The organism is Rhizobium sp. R635 (genome assembly GCF_002211285.1).
GTDB lineage: Bacteria > Pseudomonadota > Alphaproteobacteria > Rhizobiales > Rhizobiaceae > Rhizobium.
Window position 1 is genome coordinate 97,177 of the sequence record NZ_LOKX01000004.1, and the last position, 15,963, is coordinate 113,139.

At 62.7% G+C, this 15,963-nt stretch carries 14 protein-coding genes; 6 read left to right on the forward strand and 8 right to left on the reverse strand.

Annotated features, from left to right (window positions below; all coding sequences use genetic code 11):
• Positions 1 to 11: 11 nt before the first annotated feature.
• The 3 genes from ettA (at position 12) to metF (ending at position 3,754) form a co-directional block, all read left to right on the forward strand.
• The gene (gene ettA / locus ATY78_RS05410) at positions 12 to 1,661 is read left to right on the forward strand and encodes an energy-dependent translational throttle protein EttA (RefSeq protein ID WP_088681313.1); all 1,650 of its coding nucleotides are present in this window, start codon (positions 12 to 14) and stop codon (positions 1,659 to 1,661) included.
• Positions 1,662 to 1,824: 163 nt separating this feature from the next.
• Positions 1,825 to 2,850: a metalloregulator ArsR/SmtB family transcription factor gene (locus ATY78_RS05415; protein ID WP_088681410.1), complete on the forward strand. Its 1,026-nt coding sequence runs from the start codon at positions 1,825 to 1,827 to the stop codon at positions 2,848 to 2,850.
• A gap of 1 nt (position 2,851) precedes the next feature.
• Positions 2,852 to 3,754 carry a methylenetetrahydrofolate reductase [NAD(P)H] gene (gene metF / locus ATY78_RS05420; RefSeq protein WP_088681314.1) on the forward strand — a complete coding sequence of 301 codons (903 nt, stop codon included), beginning with the start codon at positions 2,852 to 2,854 and terminating at the stop codon, positions 3,752 to 3,754.
• A gap of 460 nt (positions 3,755 to 4,214) precedes the next feature.
• Here metF and ATY78_RS05425 read toward each other — a convergent pair whose 3' ends face one another.
• The 5 genes from ATY78_RS05425 to ATY78_RS05445 form a co-directional block, all read right to left on the reverse strand.
• Positions 4,215 to 5,120, reverse strand: a complete 906-nt coding sequence (locus tag ATY78_RS05425; protein ID WP_088681315.1) for a DMT family transporter — start codon at positions 5,118 to 5,120, stop codon at positions 4,215 to 4,217.
• A 130-nt stretch (positions 5,121 to 5,250) separates the two neighbouring features.
• Complete coding sequence (locus tag ATY78_RS05430) at positions 5,251 to 6,471, reverse strand: lytic murein transglycosylase (protein WP_088681316.1); 1,221 nt, start codon at positions 6,469 to 6,471, stop codon at positions 5,251 to 5,253.
• Between the two features lie 81 nt (positions 6,472 to 6,552).
• Positions 6,553 to 7,350, reverse strand: a complete 798-nt coding sequence (locus tag ATY78_RS05435) for a GH25 family lysozyme (protein WP_088681317.1) — start codon at positions 7,348 to 7,350, stop codon at positions 6,553 to 6,555.
• Positions 7,351 to 7,477: 127 nt separating this feature from the next.
• Positions 7,478 to 8,152 carry a class I SAM-dependent methyltransferase gene (locus tag ATY78_RS05440; RefSeq protein WP_088681318.1) on the reverse strand — a complete coding sequence of 225 codons (675 nt, stop codon included), beginning with the start codon at positions 8,150 to 8,152 and terminating at the stop codon, positions 7,478 to 7,480.
• Positions 8,149 to 9,393 carry a DUF3419 family protein gene (locus tag ATY78_RS05445; RefSeq protein ID WP_088681319.1) on the reverse strand — a complete coding sequence of 415 codons (1,245 nt, stop codon included), beginning with the start codon at positions 9,391 to 9,393 and terminating at the stop codon, positions 8,149 to 8,151. Before ATY78_RS05445 ends, ATY78_RS05440 begins: the two co-directional genes overlap by 4 nt.
• Before the next feature lie 190 nt (positions 9,394 to 9,583).
• Between ATY78_RS05445 and ATY78_RS05450 the strand changes: the two genes are divergently transcribed.
• Complete coding sequence (locus ATY78_RS05450; RefSeq protein ID WP_088681320.1) at positions 9,584 to 11,011, forward strand: serine hydrolase; 1,428 nt, start codon at positions 9,584 to 9,586, stop codon at positions 11,009 to 11,011.
• A 38-nt stretch (positions 11,012 to 11,049) separates the two neighbouring features.
• Here the strand turns inward: ATY78_RS05450 and ATY78_RS05455 are convergent, their stop codons facing one another.
• The 3 genes from ATY78_RS05455 to ATY78_RS05465 form a co-directional block, all read right to left on the reverse strand.
• On the reverse strand, positions 11,050 to 11,991 hold the full coding sequence (locus tag ATY78_RS05455; protein ID WP_088681321.1) for a lytic transglycosylase domain-containing protein: 942 nt from the start codon (positions 11,989 to 11,991) through the stop codon (positions 11,050 to 11,052).
• Positions 11,992 to 12,136: 145 nt separating this feature from the next.
• Complete coding sequence (locus ATY78_RS05460; RefSeq protein WP_088681322.1) at positions 12,137 to 12,772, reverse strand: LysE family translocator; 636 nt, start codon at positions 12,770 to 12,772, stop codon at positions 12,137 to 12,139.
• A 57-nt stretch (positions 12,773 to 12,829) separates the two neighbouring features.
• Positions 12,830 to 14,041: a pyrophosphate--fructose-6-phosphate 1-phosphotransferase gene (locus tag ATY78_RS05465; protein WP_088681323.1), complete on the reverse strand. Its 1,212-nt coding sequence runs from the start codon at positions 14,039 to 14,041 to the stop codon at positions 12,830 to 12,832.
• 392 nt (positions 14,042 to 14,433) lie between these two features.
• Between ATY78_RS05465 and ATY78_RS05470 the strand changes: the two genes are divergently transcribed.
• Both ATY78_RS05470 and ATY78_RS05475 read left to right on the forward strand, forming a co-directional pair.
• Positions 14,434 to 15,141: a DnaJ family molecular chaperone gene (locus tag ATY78_RS05470; RefSeq protein ID WP_088681324.1), complete on the forward strand. Its 708-nt coding sequence runs from the start codon at positions 14,434 to 14,436 to the stop codon at positions 15,139 to 15,141.
• Complete coding sequence (locus ATY78_RS05475; RefSeq protein WP_088681325.1) at positions 15,138 to 15,899, forward strand: N-acetylmuramoyl-L-alanine amidase; 762 nt, start codon at positions 15,138 to 15,140, stop codon at positions 15,897 to 15,899. Before ATY78_RS05470 ends, ATY78_RS05475 begins: the two co-directional genes overlap by 4 nt.
• Positions 15,900 to 15,963 lie beyond the last annotated feature (64 nt).

Consider the following 15,963-nt stretch of genomic DNA (forward strand, 5'->3'; position numbering starts at 1 on the left):
AGCAGCGCAGTATGGCACGTCAGTTCATCTACCACATGTCCGGCCTCAACAAGGCCTACGGCAACAAGAAGATCCTGGAGAATATCCACCTTTCCTTCTACCCCGATGCCAAGATCGGCATCCTCGGCCCGAACGGCGCCGGTAAATCCACCGTGCTGCGCATCATTGCCGGCCAGGACAAGGAATATACCGGCGAAGCCTGGCTCGCCGAGGGTGCCACGGTCGGCTATCTCGAGCAGGAGCCGAAACTCGACCCCAGCAAGACCGTGTTCGAGAACGTCATGGAAGGCGTTGCCTCCAAGACGGCTATCGTCGATCGCTACAACGAGCTGATGATGAACTATTCCGATGAGACGGCGGAAGAGGGCGCCAAGCTCCAGGACATCATCGACAGCCAGAACCTCTGGGATCTGGAAAGCCAGGTCGAGATGGCGATGGAAGCCCTGCGCTGCCCGCCGCGCGATGCCGAAGTCACCAGCCTTTCCGGTGGTGAGCGCCGTCGTATCGCGCTCTGCCGCCTGCTGCTGTCGCAGCCGGACCTGCTGCTGCTCGACGAACCGACCAACCATCTGGACGCCGAAACCATCGCCTGGCTCGAAAAGCATCTGCGCGACTATCCCGGCGCCGTGATGATGATTACCCACGACCGCTACTTCCTGGACAACGTCACCGGCTGGATCCTGGAACTCGACCGCGGCCGCGGCATCCCCTACGAAGGCAACTACTCCGCCTACCTGCAGGCCAAGGCCAAGCGCATGCTGCAGGAAAACCGCGAAGAAGCATCCCGCCAGAAGGCGATCAGCCGCGAGCAGGAATGGATCGCTTCCAGCCCGAAGGCCCGTCAGGCAAAGTCCAAGGCACGTATCAAGTCCTACGAGCAGCTGGTCGAGGCCGCCGAAAAGCAGCGTCCCGGCGACGCGCAGATCATCATCCCGGTCAGCGAGCGTCTCGGCCAGGTGGTCATCGAGCTGGAAGGCATCACCAAGGGCTTCGAGGGCCGCACGCTGATCAACGACCTGTCGATCAAGCTGCCGCCGGGCGGCATCGTCGGCATCATCGGCCCGAACGGCGCCGGCAAGACGACCCTGTTCAAGATGATCACCGGCCAGGAAAAGCCGGATAGCGGTTCGGTCCGCATCGGTGAGACCGTGCATCTCGGTTATGTCGACCAGAGCCGCGACGCGCTGGCCGCCGACAAGACGGTCTGGGAGGAAATCTCCGGCGGCGCCGAAATCATCAAGCTCGGCAAGTTCGACATGAACTCGCGTGCCTATTGCGGCGCCTTCAACTTCAAGGGCGGCGACCAGCAGCAGAAGGTCGGCAATCTCTCGGGCGGCCAGCGCAACCGCGTGCACCTCGCCAAGATGCTGAAGGCCGGCGGCAACGTTCTGCTGCTCGACGAACCGACCAACGACCTCGATACGGAAACGCTGGGCGCTCTCGAAAACGCGCTCGAGAATTTCGCCGGCTGCGCCATCATCATCAGCCACGACCGCATGTTCCTCGACCGTCTGGCAACGCACATCCTGGCGTTCGAAGGCGAGGGCCATGTCGAATGGTTCGAAGGCAACTTCGAGGATTACGAGCAGGACAAGATCCGCCGCCTCGGCCCGGACGCGCTCAACCCGGGCAGCCAGGCCCATAAGCGCCTGACACGCTGATCCTGCTTCATTTCCGCTTGCGAAAGCCCCGGTTCGACCGGGGCTTTTTCATGTCTGGCCCTGTCGCAATTTGAGTAGGCAATTTCGCGGAGAGTGCGAATTGCCGCTTGCCACCGCTTTTCAAATCACATAAAGATATCTTTATATCTTGATTGGGCCGATGATGAGCGAACCTTTGAAGCTGGGACTGGATGGGCTGGTGGACGTCTTGAAGGCGGCCGGCGAACCCACGCGTCTGCGTCTTCTGGCGCTTCTCGATGGCGGCGACCTGACGGTGACCGATCTTACCGAAATCCTCGGCCAATCCCAACCGCGTATCTCCCGCCACCTGAAGCTGCTCGGCGAAGCCGAACTGATCGAACGCTATCAGGAGGGTGCCTGGGCCTATTTCCGGCTCAAGCAGGACGGCAAGGCGGCCATGCTGGTGCGGGCGCTGCTGAGACATGTCTCCGAGAACGATCCGACCATCCTTCGCGACGGCGAGCGGCTTTCGCAGGTCAAGCGGCAGCGGGCCGAGCGGGCGCAGGCCTATTTCAGCCGCAACGCCGCGGAATGGGACGAGCTTCGCCGCCTGCATGCGGCCGACGAGGAGGTCGATGCCGCCGTTATCCGGCTGCTCGGCAACCAGCCGATCGATTCACTGCTGGATCTCGGCACCGGCACCGGCCGCATCCTGGAGCTCCTGTCCGGGCTTTACCGCCGGGCTATCGGCGTCGACGCCAGCCGCGATATGCTGAGCGTGGCGCGCGCCAATCTCGACAAATCACGCATCACCAAGGCGACGGTCCGCCACGCCGATATCCTGAACCTTCCGTTCGAGGGGCAGGATTTCGACCTGGTGACGATCCATCAGGTGCTGCATTTCTTCGACCAGCCGGAGATTGCGATCGCGGAAGCGGCGCGCATGCTCCGGCCGGGCGGGCGGCTCGTGGTCATCGACCTCGCACCGCACACGCTCGAATATCTCCGCGACGAACATGCCCATGTCCGTCTCGGCTTTTCGCACCAGGCGATGTCCGACTGGCTGCGCAAGGCCGGGCTCGACGTCGAGCAGGTCGTCGATCTTCATCCGGGTCAGCAGGGCGGGCAGGGGCTGACGGTCACCGTCTGGCTCGCGCGTGATCCGAGGCGTCTCATGGCTTCGCAGACGAGCGAAGGCGCCGAACCTACATTTGCCGGGAGAGTATGACATGGCTTTGAAAAACGAAGCACGCGGGCGCAACTTCGGGATCTCCTTCGAATTCTTTCCGCCGAAATCGGAAGAGATGGAAGGGCAGCTCTGGGACACCGTCGCCAAGCTGCAGGATTGGGAGCCGGATTTCGTGTCGGTGACCTATGGCGCCGGCGGCACCACCAAGGCGCCGACGCTGTCGGCCGTCACGCGCTTCCTGTCGCAGACGCCGCTTGCCACCGCCTCGCATCTCACCTGCGTCGGTGCGACGAAGGAAGAAACGCATCATATGATCGATACGTTCCGCAAGGTCGGCGTCAAGCATTTCGTGGCGTTGCGCGGTGACGCACCCGGCGGCGCCGGCGCGCCCTATCAGCCGCATCCCGGCGGTTACGCCAATGCGGCGGAACTGGTGGCCGGCCTCAAGTCGATCGCCGATTTCGAGATTTCGGTCTCCGCCTATCCGGAAAAGCACCCGGAAAGCCGCGATACCGCCGCCGATATCGACATGCTGAAGCGCAAGGCCGACAACGGCGCCGACCGCGCGCTGACGCAATTCTTCTTCGACAACGACAATTTCGAGCGCTACCTGGAGCGGGTGCGCGCCGCCGGCATCTCGATCCCGATCGTGCCCGGCATCATGCCGATCCAGAACCTGACGCAGCTGAAGCGTTTCGCCGGCGCCTGCGGCACCGTCATCCCCGCCTTCCTCGACGAACGCTTCGCGGGCTTCGACGACAAGCCCGAGGAACGGGCGAAGGTTGCGGCCGACGTCGCTGCTGAGCAGATCGAGGATCTCGTCCGGCGCGGCCTCGACGAGTTCCATCTCTACACGATGAACCGTGCGCCGCTGGTTTCCGCCGTGCTCGATAATCTCGGCTTCTCCCGCCGGTCGCCGAAGAGCGCGGGCGCTGCCGCCTGATCGTTTCAGACGTTCAAAAGTGAAAAAGCGCATGTCGGGCGGGACATGCGCTTTTTCTTTGGCGGATTGATCAGGGGAGTTTAGGCACTATCAGCGTTCCGCATCCGTCATCCCGGCTCAAATGAAGAGCATGGATAGGACGAAAGCAAACGCTGCACTGACCAACAGAACATTCAAGGATTGCGTGAGTCCCATGTCTGTCTCCTCGCGTTAACCGCCGGATATTATGTCTGAAATATGTCGGTTGGGAAGCGGATTCTATGCTGCGCTGCCGAAATGGCCGGTGGATAAGTCGAACATCGTTTTCCCAAGTCATTGATATAAAACGATAATTTCAAGAAAATTTTTCTTCACACATTTTAACACGGCGTTAAATCAGGCGATCGTGGATTCATCTATGCGCCCAAAACATGGCAAGCCCGCAACAGGTTGAAAACATAGGAAAACTGCAACCAGGCCGTCAGGCAGGCTTCACCAGCAGGCGATAGGCGCGGCCATCAAGGATGACGAGGCCGAAACCGATCAGCGCCATGCCGGCGAATTCGGCGAGACTGAGCCTTTCACCGAGGAAGAGAACGCCGAGAAGGATGGCGCCCGGCGGCACCAGCAGGGTGACGAGCGAAGCGTTGGTGGCGCCGGCCATTGCCATGATCCTGAAATAGAGAATGTAGGCGAAGGCGGTCGACAGCAGCGCCAGGGCCAGGATGGCAAGCAGCGCATCGAGCGGCGGCGCAGCCAGTGTCCAGGGGCGATCGGCCAGCAGCGACAGCGGCAGCGCGACCAGCGAGGAGGCGGTCAACTGGCCGGCGGCCGTGACGGGGGCGGGGACGCCCTTGAAGCGTTTGCCGTAAGTGGCGGCAAAACCGTAGGAGACGGCGGCGAGCACCGGCAGCAGCAGCGCCCAGAGCGGGGCTTCGCTGCCGCCGGAGATGCCGGGGCCGATCAGCACGATCGTTCCGGCGAGGCCGACGAGGCAGCCGGCGATCTTGGCCGAAGACAGCTTTTCGTCCGAGGTGAGGTAATTGGCGATGAGCACGGTCCAGATCGGCGTCGTCGCGTTCAGGATCGCCGCAAGACCGGCGCCGATGCGGGTCTGGCCGAAGAAGATCAAGGCATGCGGCAGGACATTGTTGATGATGCCGAGGATCAGGAACTCGCGCCAGCGGTCACTGAGGATCGAATAGATGTCGAGACGGCCGGCGATATAGACATGCAGGGCGAGCGCTGCGAGCAGCAGCCGGAGGAAGACGAGCGTCAGCGGCGGCACGTGCTCAACGGCGATGCGGGCAAAGAAAAAGGAGCCGCCCCAGATCAGGCCGAGCAGGACCAGCAGTCCCCAGGTCCAGGCATTCATTCTGCTGTCCAAGCCGCGTCCTCCATAGCAAACCGAATCGCTGCCGAAACGGCATCGATTCTTCACTGGAAGTCTTAGCTGAGGCGGCGCATCGCGCCACCCGTTTCTTGCAAAGCGGGTGGCGGCAAGCTGTCAGCAGCGATCAGAGGGCGTTGAGGAGGGCGGGCGTCGCCCAGCCGTCGGCCGGCATGCCCAAGCGCTGCTGTTCCTTCTGGATCGCGACGCGCGTGCCGGAACCGAGGATGCCGTCGATCTCGCCGACATCATGGCCAAGCGAATCCAGCTTCGTCTGCAGCTGTTTCATCTGGTCGTTGGAAAGGCCCTGCTCGGGTACGCCCTTGAGATAGGTCGGGGCGCCGGAAAGGCGGGTTCCGAAATAGGCGGCCGACGTCGTATAGATGAACGACTTGTTCCATTCGAGATAGATCTTGAAATTCGGATAGGCGATGAAGGCCGGTCCCATGCGGCCCTGCGGCAGCACGAGGTCGCCTTCGAGATCGCCGAAAGCGGTGTTGCCGTCGCGCGGCTTGACGCCGAGCGCGAACCATTCGGCGGCCTTCATCGTGCCGCCAAGGCCGGATTTCTCGAAGGGCAGGCTGTCGGGCAGGGTGACTTCCTGCAGCCAGGGCTGGCCGCGCTCGAAGCCGAGATGCTGGATGAATTTCGCCGCCGTCAGGATGGCGTCCGGGCCGCTCTGCTTAAGGCGGACATGGCCATCGCCGTCGCCATCCATGCCATAGGCGATGATGTCGCGCGGCAGCATCTGGACTTGGCCGATCTCGCCGGCCCAGGCGCCGGTGTTGGTGGCGGGGTCGAGATCGCCGTGCTGGACCATCTCGATGAGGGCGATCAGCTGCGGGCGGAAGAGTTCCGGGCGGCGGCAGTCGTGCGACAGCGTCACCAGGGCGTTGCGGGTATTGAAATCGCCCTGGACGGCGCCAAAATCGGTTTCCATCGCCCAGAAGGCGGTGATGACGCCTGAGGGAACGCCGAACTCCTGCTCGGCGCGGGCAAAGACGTCGGCATATTGCTTCATCTTCTGGCGGCCGATGTCGAGGCGGGCCTGGCTGACGGTGCGCTGGGAGAATTCGAGGAAGGTCTGCTTGAAGACGCCCTGGGCGCGATCCCGGCTCAGAACCTTGGGATCGATTTCAGCGCCGGCCAGCGCCTCGTCGGCGGCTGCGGCGCTGGCGCCTGCGGCGACCGCATCGGCCTTGACGCCCTGGAGGAAGGCGGAGAGATCGCCGCCGCAGGGTGCCGCCGGGGCTGAGGCCGCGGGCGCCTGCTGGGCGGCTGCGCCGCCTGCGAGAGCGAGGGCAAACAGGAGGGCGAGTGCAGAGCGGCTTGCGAGCGAGCGGTGCATGAATGCTGTCCTTATAGCAAATGGATGCCCGTCGCTTTCACAGAGGAATGTGACGGAAGCAAGAAAGATTGGAAGACGTTACTAAGAATTTCTATCCTTGGAAACGGCCGCGACCCAATTGTTCCAGTTCTTTGCGCTGCCGGCAAAGACATTGATGTCGGTCGGTCCCTTGATGCCGGGAATAACGCCGGTCGAGGTATATTGCCAGAAGGCCCAGCGGCGGTCGGAATAGGTCACTTCCGGGTGTTTTGCCACCGAGCGGACCCAGAAATGATAATCCTGGAAATAGCCGGCGAGATTTTCGCGATGGAAATCGACCGAGGTGTAGATGATCGGGCGCTTGCCGTAATAGGCTTCCAGGCGGTTCATGAAACGCTGCATTTCCGAGCGCACCGTTTCCGGGTCGGGACGATAGCGGCAGGTCTTCGATTCGGCGTTCCACTCGACATCGAGCACCGGCGGCAGGCGCATCGCCTCCTTCGGCACGTTGCGGATGAACCAGTCGGCCTGTTCGTCGGCCGAGGAGCAGAAATAATAGAAATGATAGGGGGCGTGCGGGATGCCGGCGGCGCGCGCCTCGCGCCAGTATTCGTCGAAGCGGGGATCGAGCCGGTCCTTGCCTTCCGTCGCCTTGATGAAGGCGAAGGCGACGCCGGAATTCCGCACCGTGCTCCAGTCGATATCGCCCTGCCATTTGGAGATATCGATGCCGTGGATGGCGTTCTGCTGGGGATGTTTCGGGCCGAAATTCTGCGGATCGGTGTCCTGAAAGCGGGTTTTCGGCTTTATCGATGCGGTTTCGAGATAGTCTTGACCGGAGGAGGAGCAGCCGGCCAGCATGATAGCTAGAGGCAGAACGCAAAACAAAAGCCGGCGCATGGGTATCCCGTCGTGAACCGAATGATCTCTTTGCCCCACAGCCTGACCTTCGAGAAAAACGAGTCCAGCAGAGGAATAACCCTCTTTTCACCATATCAACGTAAAAAATCGGTTAGTTTCAAGCGAATTATGAGCGCTTGCTGATAATAGCCGCCCGCCAGGCATAACCGCCGCCGACGGTTTCGAATACCAGGCGCGCATTATGCTCATCGGCCTGGGCTTCCAGAACCTCACGCAGGTCGCGGCGCGGGGTGACGTGGAACTTCGCAAGCCAGGACTGCAGCATGCGGCGGAACCAGCGCGGCAGGCCTTCCTGCTGGCCGAAATCGACGATGTGCAGCTGGCCGCCGGGATTGAGCGCGGCGATCGACGCATCGACGGCACGCTCCCAGTCCGGGATCATCGACAGGGCATAGGAGATCAGGATGCGGTCGAAGCCGCTGACGCCGAATTCGCGCGGTGTGAACGCCGTGGCGTCGGCGACGCGGAATTCCGGGATGGTCGCCTTGGTGGCGAAGGTCTTGCGGGCCGAGATCAGCATTTCCTGGGAAATGTCGAGGCCGAACAGCTTGGCGCCCGGAAAATGCCTGTGCGCCAAAGCCATGTTGCGCCCGGTGCCGCAGCCGACTTCGAGCAGGGTGCCGCCCTCGGGCACGTCGAGATTGCGGATCGTGCTGTCGCGGCCGAGGAGGTAATATTTGCGGGTGAGGTCGTAGATGTGGCGCTGGTAGCGGTACATGCCATCCATGAGGCTGGCATGGTTATCGCTCTTTCCCACCGTCTCGGCGCCGGCCTCGCTCACGCTTTCTTCCCGTAAATATGGAAGCCGCCGTAGATCGCCGAGCGATCGAGCGCGGTCAGCTCGCGCGACTTTTCCTCGAAATAATCCCACTGGTCGCGGATCGAGGCAGACAGGCGGCCTTCGATGATGCTCTTTTCGGCGGCGGTGCGGAAGATCACGCGCGCGCCTTCGCGCGCCGTGCGGGTGATTTCCCGCCAGACGTCGTTCAGCTGCCCGTCGGTCATCCAGTCCTGCGCGTCGAGCAGGATGTAGCGATCGCGCGAGGAAGCCGGCTCGCGGGCCAGAAGCTCGGTGAAGCTTGCATGGTGAACGTTGACGCGGTCGACATTGGCGCGGATCACCTCATAGTGCTCCGGCTTCAGATAGGTCGGCAGCGGACCTTCCTCTGCCGTGGCATAACGGCGGCCGAAGGCCTGCCAGGCGAAATAATTATCGCGCATCGGGAAATGACAGGCGAGCTTTTCCAGGCGATGCTTCAAGACCGGCGCGATCGAATGATCGTCGGCGAGGCTTGCCAGCTCGTCATATTGCTGCGGCGGGATGCCGAGGCCGAAGAGCGAGCTCTTGCGGCCGGTGATCCAGCGCACGACCGGCTTTTCGAACAGCGGCGCGATCTGCTCGTCGAAGAACTGGCGCTGCTCGCGGATCGAGCGGGTCTTGGTCATTTCGCGCAGCTTGACGCCGTGCAGGCGGGCCAGAAGATGGGCAGCGCCGATGAAGCGGCCGAGCAGACCGGTTTCATAGATGTTGCGGTCGAAGACGGTGACGCGGCGGCGGCCGAACTTGCGGCCGTTCCAATAGCTGCGGGTCGCCTCGTCCAGCCTTTCGGCGAGATGCCGGTCGAAGGCGCGGCTGTTCGATTTCTCGTTCGGCATCGCCAGGAAGCGGACGAGATCGGTGTGATCGGGCAGATGCTTGAAGGCGGCGAGCTTCAGCTTGTTCAGCGCGATATGGTGCGGGTTGAGATCGACGACGTCGATCGAGGCCGGCGCCTTGGAGAGATAGGCGAGCATGTTGCAGCCGCCGGAGCCGATGGTGACGATGCGATGGTTGGGCTTCAGCTCCATCGCCTGCATGTCGAGATCCGGATCCTCCCAGATCTGCGGATAGACGAGGCCGGAGAAGAGAAGACCGAAGAGGCGCTCGGAGAAACCATCCTTCGAAAAAGCCTTGTGGCGGAGAAGGGCGTCCTTGAGTTTCCGGTTCTTGCGGAAGCCGGCATCCGGTGCAAATTCTGACATGAGTCTGTCACCTTTTTAGCGTTCAGGGCGTGTAGCGCGCCACTGCTACAGTTTGATGACGCGGCCTGTGGGCGCCGCTCTTCGGATACATCGCCCTCCCGGTGAAGTGATCGGCATGACGGGCCTTCTTCGCGCCGCCCCCTTTCGCGCGGGCGCGATTCCTGCTTCTCTCCCGGCATGGAGGAATGCCATGCGATCTGTCCTGCGTATCCTGAAGGCGTTTGCTCTCCTTCTCGTTCTCCTCGTCATCGCCGGCGCCGGCTGGCTCTTCGTCCGGCCGCCGGAACTCCTGCGCGTCGGTGACGGTTACGCCGCCAAGATCGTCTGCTCCAATGTCTTCATCGCCGGCCGGGACGCGGACGATGTGCTTCAGGACGACGTCCAGGCGCCCGGAAATCCGCTGCTGCGGCTCATGCGCGTCAGCGTCGACCGCGACAACGACCGCGTGACGGCGCGCTTCATGGGGCTGTTCGCGCCGAGTTACGCGCTCTATCGCAGTGGTCTCGGCTGCACGAGCGTGCCGGACGGCGATTTCGAGGCGGCGGCGCATGCCGTGCCCTTCGATGCGCCGGCCAGGATGCAGGCGAGCGACGCGGTGTGGCCGGAGGGGGAGGGCGCCGGTGATCAGCCGGACGGGAAGATCGCCGCGCTCTTGGCCGACGCCAAGCTTGCCGGTCCGGCGATGCGGGCGATCGTGGCGGTGCGCGACGGCCGCATCGTCGCCGAAGCCTATGGTCCGGGATTTTCGGCGAAGACGCCGCTGATCGGCTGGTCGATGACGAAGACGGTGAATGCGGCAATCCTCGGCCGGCTGATGCTCGACGGCAAGATCTCCTTCGACGACGATCATCTTCTGGCGCAGTGGAAGGACGATGCGCGTGGGAACATCAAGGTTTCCGACCTGCTCGGCATGGAGAGCGGCCTTGCCTTCAACGAGGATTATGGCGACGTCGCCGACGTGACGCGCATGCTCTATCTCGATCCCGACATGGTATCGCTGCCGGCCAATGCGCCGATGGAGGCGGCGCCCGGTAAACGGTTCCGCTATTCGAGCGGCACGGCGGTGCTCTTGTCGCGCATCTGGATGGACAGGGTCGGCAACGCCCAGGCGGCCTTCGCCTATCCGCACGACGCGCTGTTTGCGCCGCTCGGCATGACGAGCGCCGTGTTCGAACTCGATGCGCGCGGCACCTTCGCCGGAAGCTCCTATCTCTATGCGACGGCGCATGACTGGGCGCGCTTCGGGCAGTTCCTGCTGCAGGACGGCGTGTGGAACGGCCGGCGGCTGTTGCCGGAGGGTTTCGTCGGCGCCATGCGCACGCCGACGGCAGCCTCGAACGGCCGGTATACGCAGGGCCAGGCCTGGCTCGCTCCAGGCGGCGGCTCGAGCGCCGCCTTCGGGCTGCCGGAGGATACGTTCTGGCTGAGCGGGCATGACGGGCAGAGCATGGCGATCGTGCCTTCCGCCAATCTGGTCATCGTCAGGCTCGGCCTGACGCCGAGCTGGCTCGACTATCAGCCGCAGCCGCTTCTCAAGGCGATCCTGGCGGTCTCGCCGCCATTGGGAGCGCCGCAGCAGCAGGCCGGATCGCAGCAGCGGACGCAAGCGCAGCCATAGGCCGGCGCTTCCGCTTCAACGTATTTCAATCGTGGCTGTCAGTAATTGCCTTGGGCGATGTCGTTCATGCCCTTGCGCTTGGCGTCGTAGTAATAGCCGCGCGCATAGAGGCGGACGGCGTCGTCTTCCCTGTTGTCGGAGACGAGCCAGGCGCCGCGCAGATATTTCGCGGCATATTTGATGTTGGTCTCGGCGTCGAAGAGGCCGCCCGGCGCACCGTCATAACCCATGGATTTGGCGGTGTTGTATTTGATCTGCATGAGGCCGAAATAGCCGCGCTTGTTGTAGGCCTTCGGATTGTAACGGCTCTCGCGATGGACGATGCGGTGGAGCAGCGTCTCGGGAATTTCGTAGATCTTCGAATATTTCTGGATGAGCTTGGTGACGAAGCTTTTCTCGACGGTCGGCGCATCGTCCTTGTCGTCGTCGCTAAACATCGGGGGAGCCGTCGGCGGATCGATCGGCCCGGATTCGTCGAAGCCGTAATCCATGGAGCGCGGCGTGGTGTCGACTGCGGCAAGCGCTGCAAGCGCGCTGTTCTGCGGCGTGGCGGCAAAGGCAAGTTGCGTTGCCGGCTGCGCCGGCGCACCCGGGCGCGGCGTCGGCACGACGGACTGGATCGCCGTCATCTCCGGCGTCAGCGGGATCTGCGCATAGGCTGCCGGCTGTATGCCGGCCTGCATGGTGAGATCGGCTGGCTGGGATGCGGTCACCGCCGGCATCGCCGTTGCGGTGAGCGACGGGCCTGCCTGGGGAAGCATGGCGCCTGCGATTGCCTGGCCGGCCGCGCCTTCGGCGGTCGGGACCGCGGCAAGCATCGCGTCTTCGCCCGGCTTCGGTGTCGGCACCACGGTCTGGGCAGCTGTCAGTTCGGCCTGAGAGGTGTATTCGACGCTCGTGCAGCCGGTGATCACGCCGCAGCAGAGCACCGTGGAAACGACAAGACCGCGTTTCAGGCCGGACAATCCGATCGCTACCATTCCGTCACTTTCGTGAAATCGCGCCGCCCCGGCAGCGTTATAAAAGTTACTAAAAAGCTTAAACCCGACGACCCCATTAACCTATTCGTTGCATTCCGGCAACCACGGATTATTTCCACGCTGCAACAGCGCGATACCCGGTTTTTTAAGCCGCAATACGGCGATACCCGGCCGTTACGGCGCCTGCAGCGATCAGCAGGGTGCCGCCGGTGCGGTTTACCGCGCGCTGGACGCTCGCCTTGCGAATCAGTCCGCGAGCGGAATGGGCGAGAAATGCGTAGGTGGCGGCGTTGAGGATCGCCAGCACGAGGAAGGTCGCTTCCATGATCGCCATCTGCCCGAAGAAGGGCAGGGCGGGATTGAGGAACTGCGGCACGAAGGCGACGAAGAAGACGATGCTCTTCGGATTGAGGGCGGTGACGACATAGGCGTGGAGGAAGATCTTGAGCGATTTTTCCTCCGGCAGATTGTCGTTGTCGGCGACGGGCTCGCCGATCACGGGAGCCCGCCAGAGCTTGATTCCCAGCCAGATCAGGTAGGCGCCGCCGATCCACTTCAAGACGGTGAAGAGGGTGGCGGAGGCGGCCAGCACCGCACCGAGACCGAAGAGGGACGCGGTCATCGCAGTGAAGTCGCCGAGCGCCACGCCGCTGACCGTCGCAAGCGCCGTCCGGCGGCCATGGCCGAGCGCATAGGAGACGACGAGCAGTATCGTCGGCCCCGGTATGGCCAGCATGATGGCGGATGCGGCCGCAAAAGCGATCCAGGCTTCAAGCGACATGGTGTCTCCTCCTATTCCTCAGGAAGAAGCAAAGACATCATATTAACGATCCGTCAATCACGCTTCTTTGTATTTCTGGCCTATATTGTCCATGACTTCGGCAAACCATGCCGTAGACAGGTCAAAAGCCTTGCCGCCCTTGATGCGCGGGAATTCTATAGTGCGCAATTTACCATTCTGCGCTTCATCGTGGCCGGTGACGCCGGAGACTTTATTGAGCGCGCTTTCGACGGCGAGATCGACCATGCTCTGGATCAGCCTGAGGTCGTCGGCGTTGGCAGGCGCGGAGCGGGCGAAATAGCCCGACTTCTGCACGAGGGAGCGCTCGGCGTTCAGGAGGCTGGCGAACTGCTTCTGGAACCAGGCGCCGACATTGATCGTGTCGATCTTCACATGGCCGAAGGCGTCGCGCTTGACGGTTTCGCCGGCGGCTTCCCGCTCGGCGACGATGGCGTCGAGGCAGGCGCCTTCCGAGACGAAGACGGTGGCGTGGCCGGTGCGGTCCATGATGTCCTTCAGGCGGGCGGCCTCGGCGTCGAGGTCGAAGGCCATTTCAGGCAGATAGACGGCGTCGATGCTCTTCAGATGCGCGTCCATCATCAGGCCGTCGACATACTGATTGCGGCTGGTGCGCTGGAGATAGGCGCGGGCGGTGGCCGCCGTCAGCCAGCCGCAATGGCGGCCCATGACCTCGTGGATGACGAGGGTGCGCGGTGCGGCCGTCTGCTCGTTGCTGACATTGTCGAAGAAATGCGCGCCGACTTCGGCGGCCGTCCAGGCGCCGAGCGACTGGCGGATCGGCACGACGTCGTTGTCGACGGTCTTCGGCAGGCCGACGACAGTGAGATTGTAGCCGTTGGCGGCGAGATAGGCGGCAAGGTCGGCGGCGGTGGTGTTGGTGTCGTCGCCGCCGATCGTGTGGAGAATGGTGATGCCGTCATCGGCAAGGCGCTCGGCGGCGACCCTCAGCGGGTTGTCGCCTTCCTTGACCAGGCCGCGCTTGACGCAGTCGGCGGCGTTGGTGAGCTTGACGCGGCTGTTGCCGATCGGCGAGCCGCCGTAGCGGTGCAGGAGCGGCGCCTTTTCGCGCATGTCGCGGGTGATCTCGATACGGTCGCCGAGCAGCACGCCCTGGTAGCCGGACTTGTAGGCGACGATATCGATCTCGGGCGCGATGTCGCTGTAACGTTCGATGAGGCCGCCGACGGCGGAGGAAAGACAGGGCGCCAGGCCTCCGGCGGTCAGCATTGCGACTTTCTGTTTGGCCATGATCCCTCCTATGGTGTTCAGTGCGGCAGCGTTAGCTAACGCATGGATGCGGCAGGGAAAGGGCCCTGTAAAGTAAAGAATTTACGAAAAATGCGCCTTTCTGCCGGGTTGAACGGCAAAGGTGGCGCGAAGCGTCGATATAATCGTTTCAAGCGCGATCTGCTCATCGGGAACAGTTTGTGGAAATCGGCGGTTAGGCGTTGAGGGAGGATTGGTGCGGGCAATCCTCTCCCGGACGATCGGGCGAAACGGATCGAGCGCCTGCTGCGCTGCAATAATTACCGAATCGTGAAAACTGTTTTCGATCCTACGACCAATAGCCGCCTTGCAAAGGCTACGATTCTTTGGTCAAGCTGATTGCTCATACTTGACAAGCGTGCGAGAGATTTTCGATGTCCTTCTGGGAAAAACTGTTGAATGCCATTGGCAATACCGCGGGCAATGCGCTCTCCGCGGTGGTCGAGGCTATCCGGACGGTTTTCGAAGGCGATCCCGAGACCCGGCGCAAGGTGGCTTTCTCCGTGGCGATCATCGCGCTTTCGGCCAAGATGGCCAAAGCCGACGGCATCGTCAGCGAGAAAGAGGTCGAAGCCTTCCGCGAAATCTTCGAATTTCCCGAGGATCAGGCGAAGAACGTCGCCCGGCTCTATAATCTCGCCCGCCAGGACGTCGCCGGCTATGAAGCCTATGCCGAGCGGCTCTCGACGCTCTGCGTCACTTGCGCGGCCAATTGCCCGGTGCTGGAAGACGTACTCGACGGTCTCTTCCACATCGCCAAGGCCGATGGGCTGATCCACGAGAAGGAACTGAACTTCCTCAGCCATATCGCCGAGATCTTCCAGATGAGCGAGACCCGCTTCGAGCAGATCGCCGCCCGCCACGTCTCGTCCGGCGGCGACCCTTATAAGGTGCTCGGCGTTTCGCCCTCCGACGATTTCCCGACGATCCGCCGCCGTTACCGCGGCCTCGTCAGCGAACATCACCCCGACCGGCTGGTCTCGCGCGGGGTGCCGAAGGAGTTCCATGTGATCGCCAACGAACGCATGGCGGCGCTGAACGCGGCCTATGCGGCGATCGAGAAGGAACGCCGCGCCGCATGACCTCTTTCGAGGCCGATTACCGAGGTGCTTGCGTGCGGCCCTCGCCCAATCACGGCGAGCGGGCGGACGGGCGCCGTCCCGACATGATCCTGCTGCACTATACCGGCATGCCGACGGCGGACGGCGCGCTCGATTGGCTCTGTCGGGACGAGAGCCAGGTTTCCAGCCATTATTTCGTGCATGAGAATGGCGAGGTGGTCCAGCTCGTACCGGAGGCGCGCCGCGCCTGGCATGCGGGCAAAAGCAGCTGGCAGGGCGAGAGCGATATCAATTCGCTGTCGATCGGCATCGAAATCGCCAATGCCGGCCATCCCGGCGGCCTTCCCGACTATCCGAAAGAGCAGATCGCAGCGGTGATCGAATTGTGTCGCGACTGTGTCAAACGTTGGTCGATCGCGCCGGAACGAGTGCTCGGGCATTCCGATGTCGCGCCGATTCGCAAGGTCGATCCGGGCGAAAAATTCCCCTGGGCCGAGCTTCACCGGGCGGGTGTGGGCCATTGGGTCGAGCCGGCAACGATCACTGGCGGGCGCTTCTTTCAGCGCGGCGACGCCGGCCAGCCGGTGGAGGCGCTGCAGTCGATGCTGTCGCTTTATGGTTACGGCACTGAAATTACGGGGGAATTCTCCGAAAAGACGGCCGGGGACGTGGAAGCTTTCCAGCGCCATTTCCGCCCCGAGCGGGTGGACGGGATCGCCGATTTTTCGACGATCGACACGCTGCACCGGCTGCTGTCGACGCTGCCGCGTTATTCCTGATTCTCGGCAATTGCTGATACGCCGAATTTCGCATTGCAGCGCGAAATTCGGCCTGCCACATCAT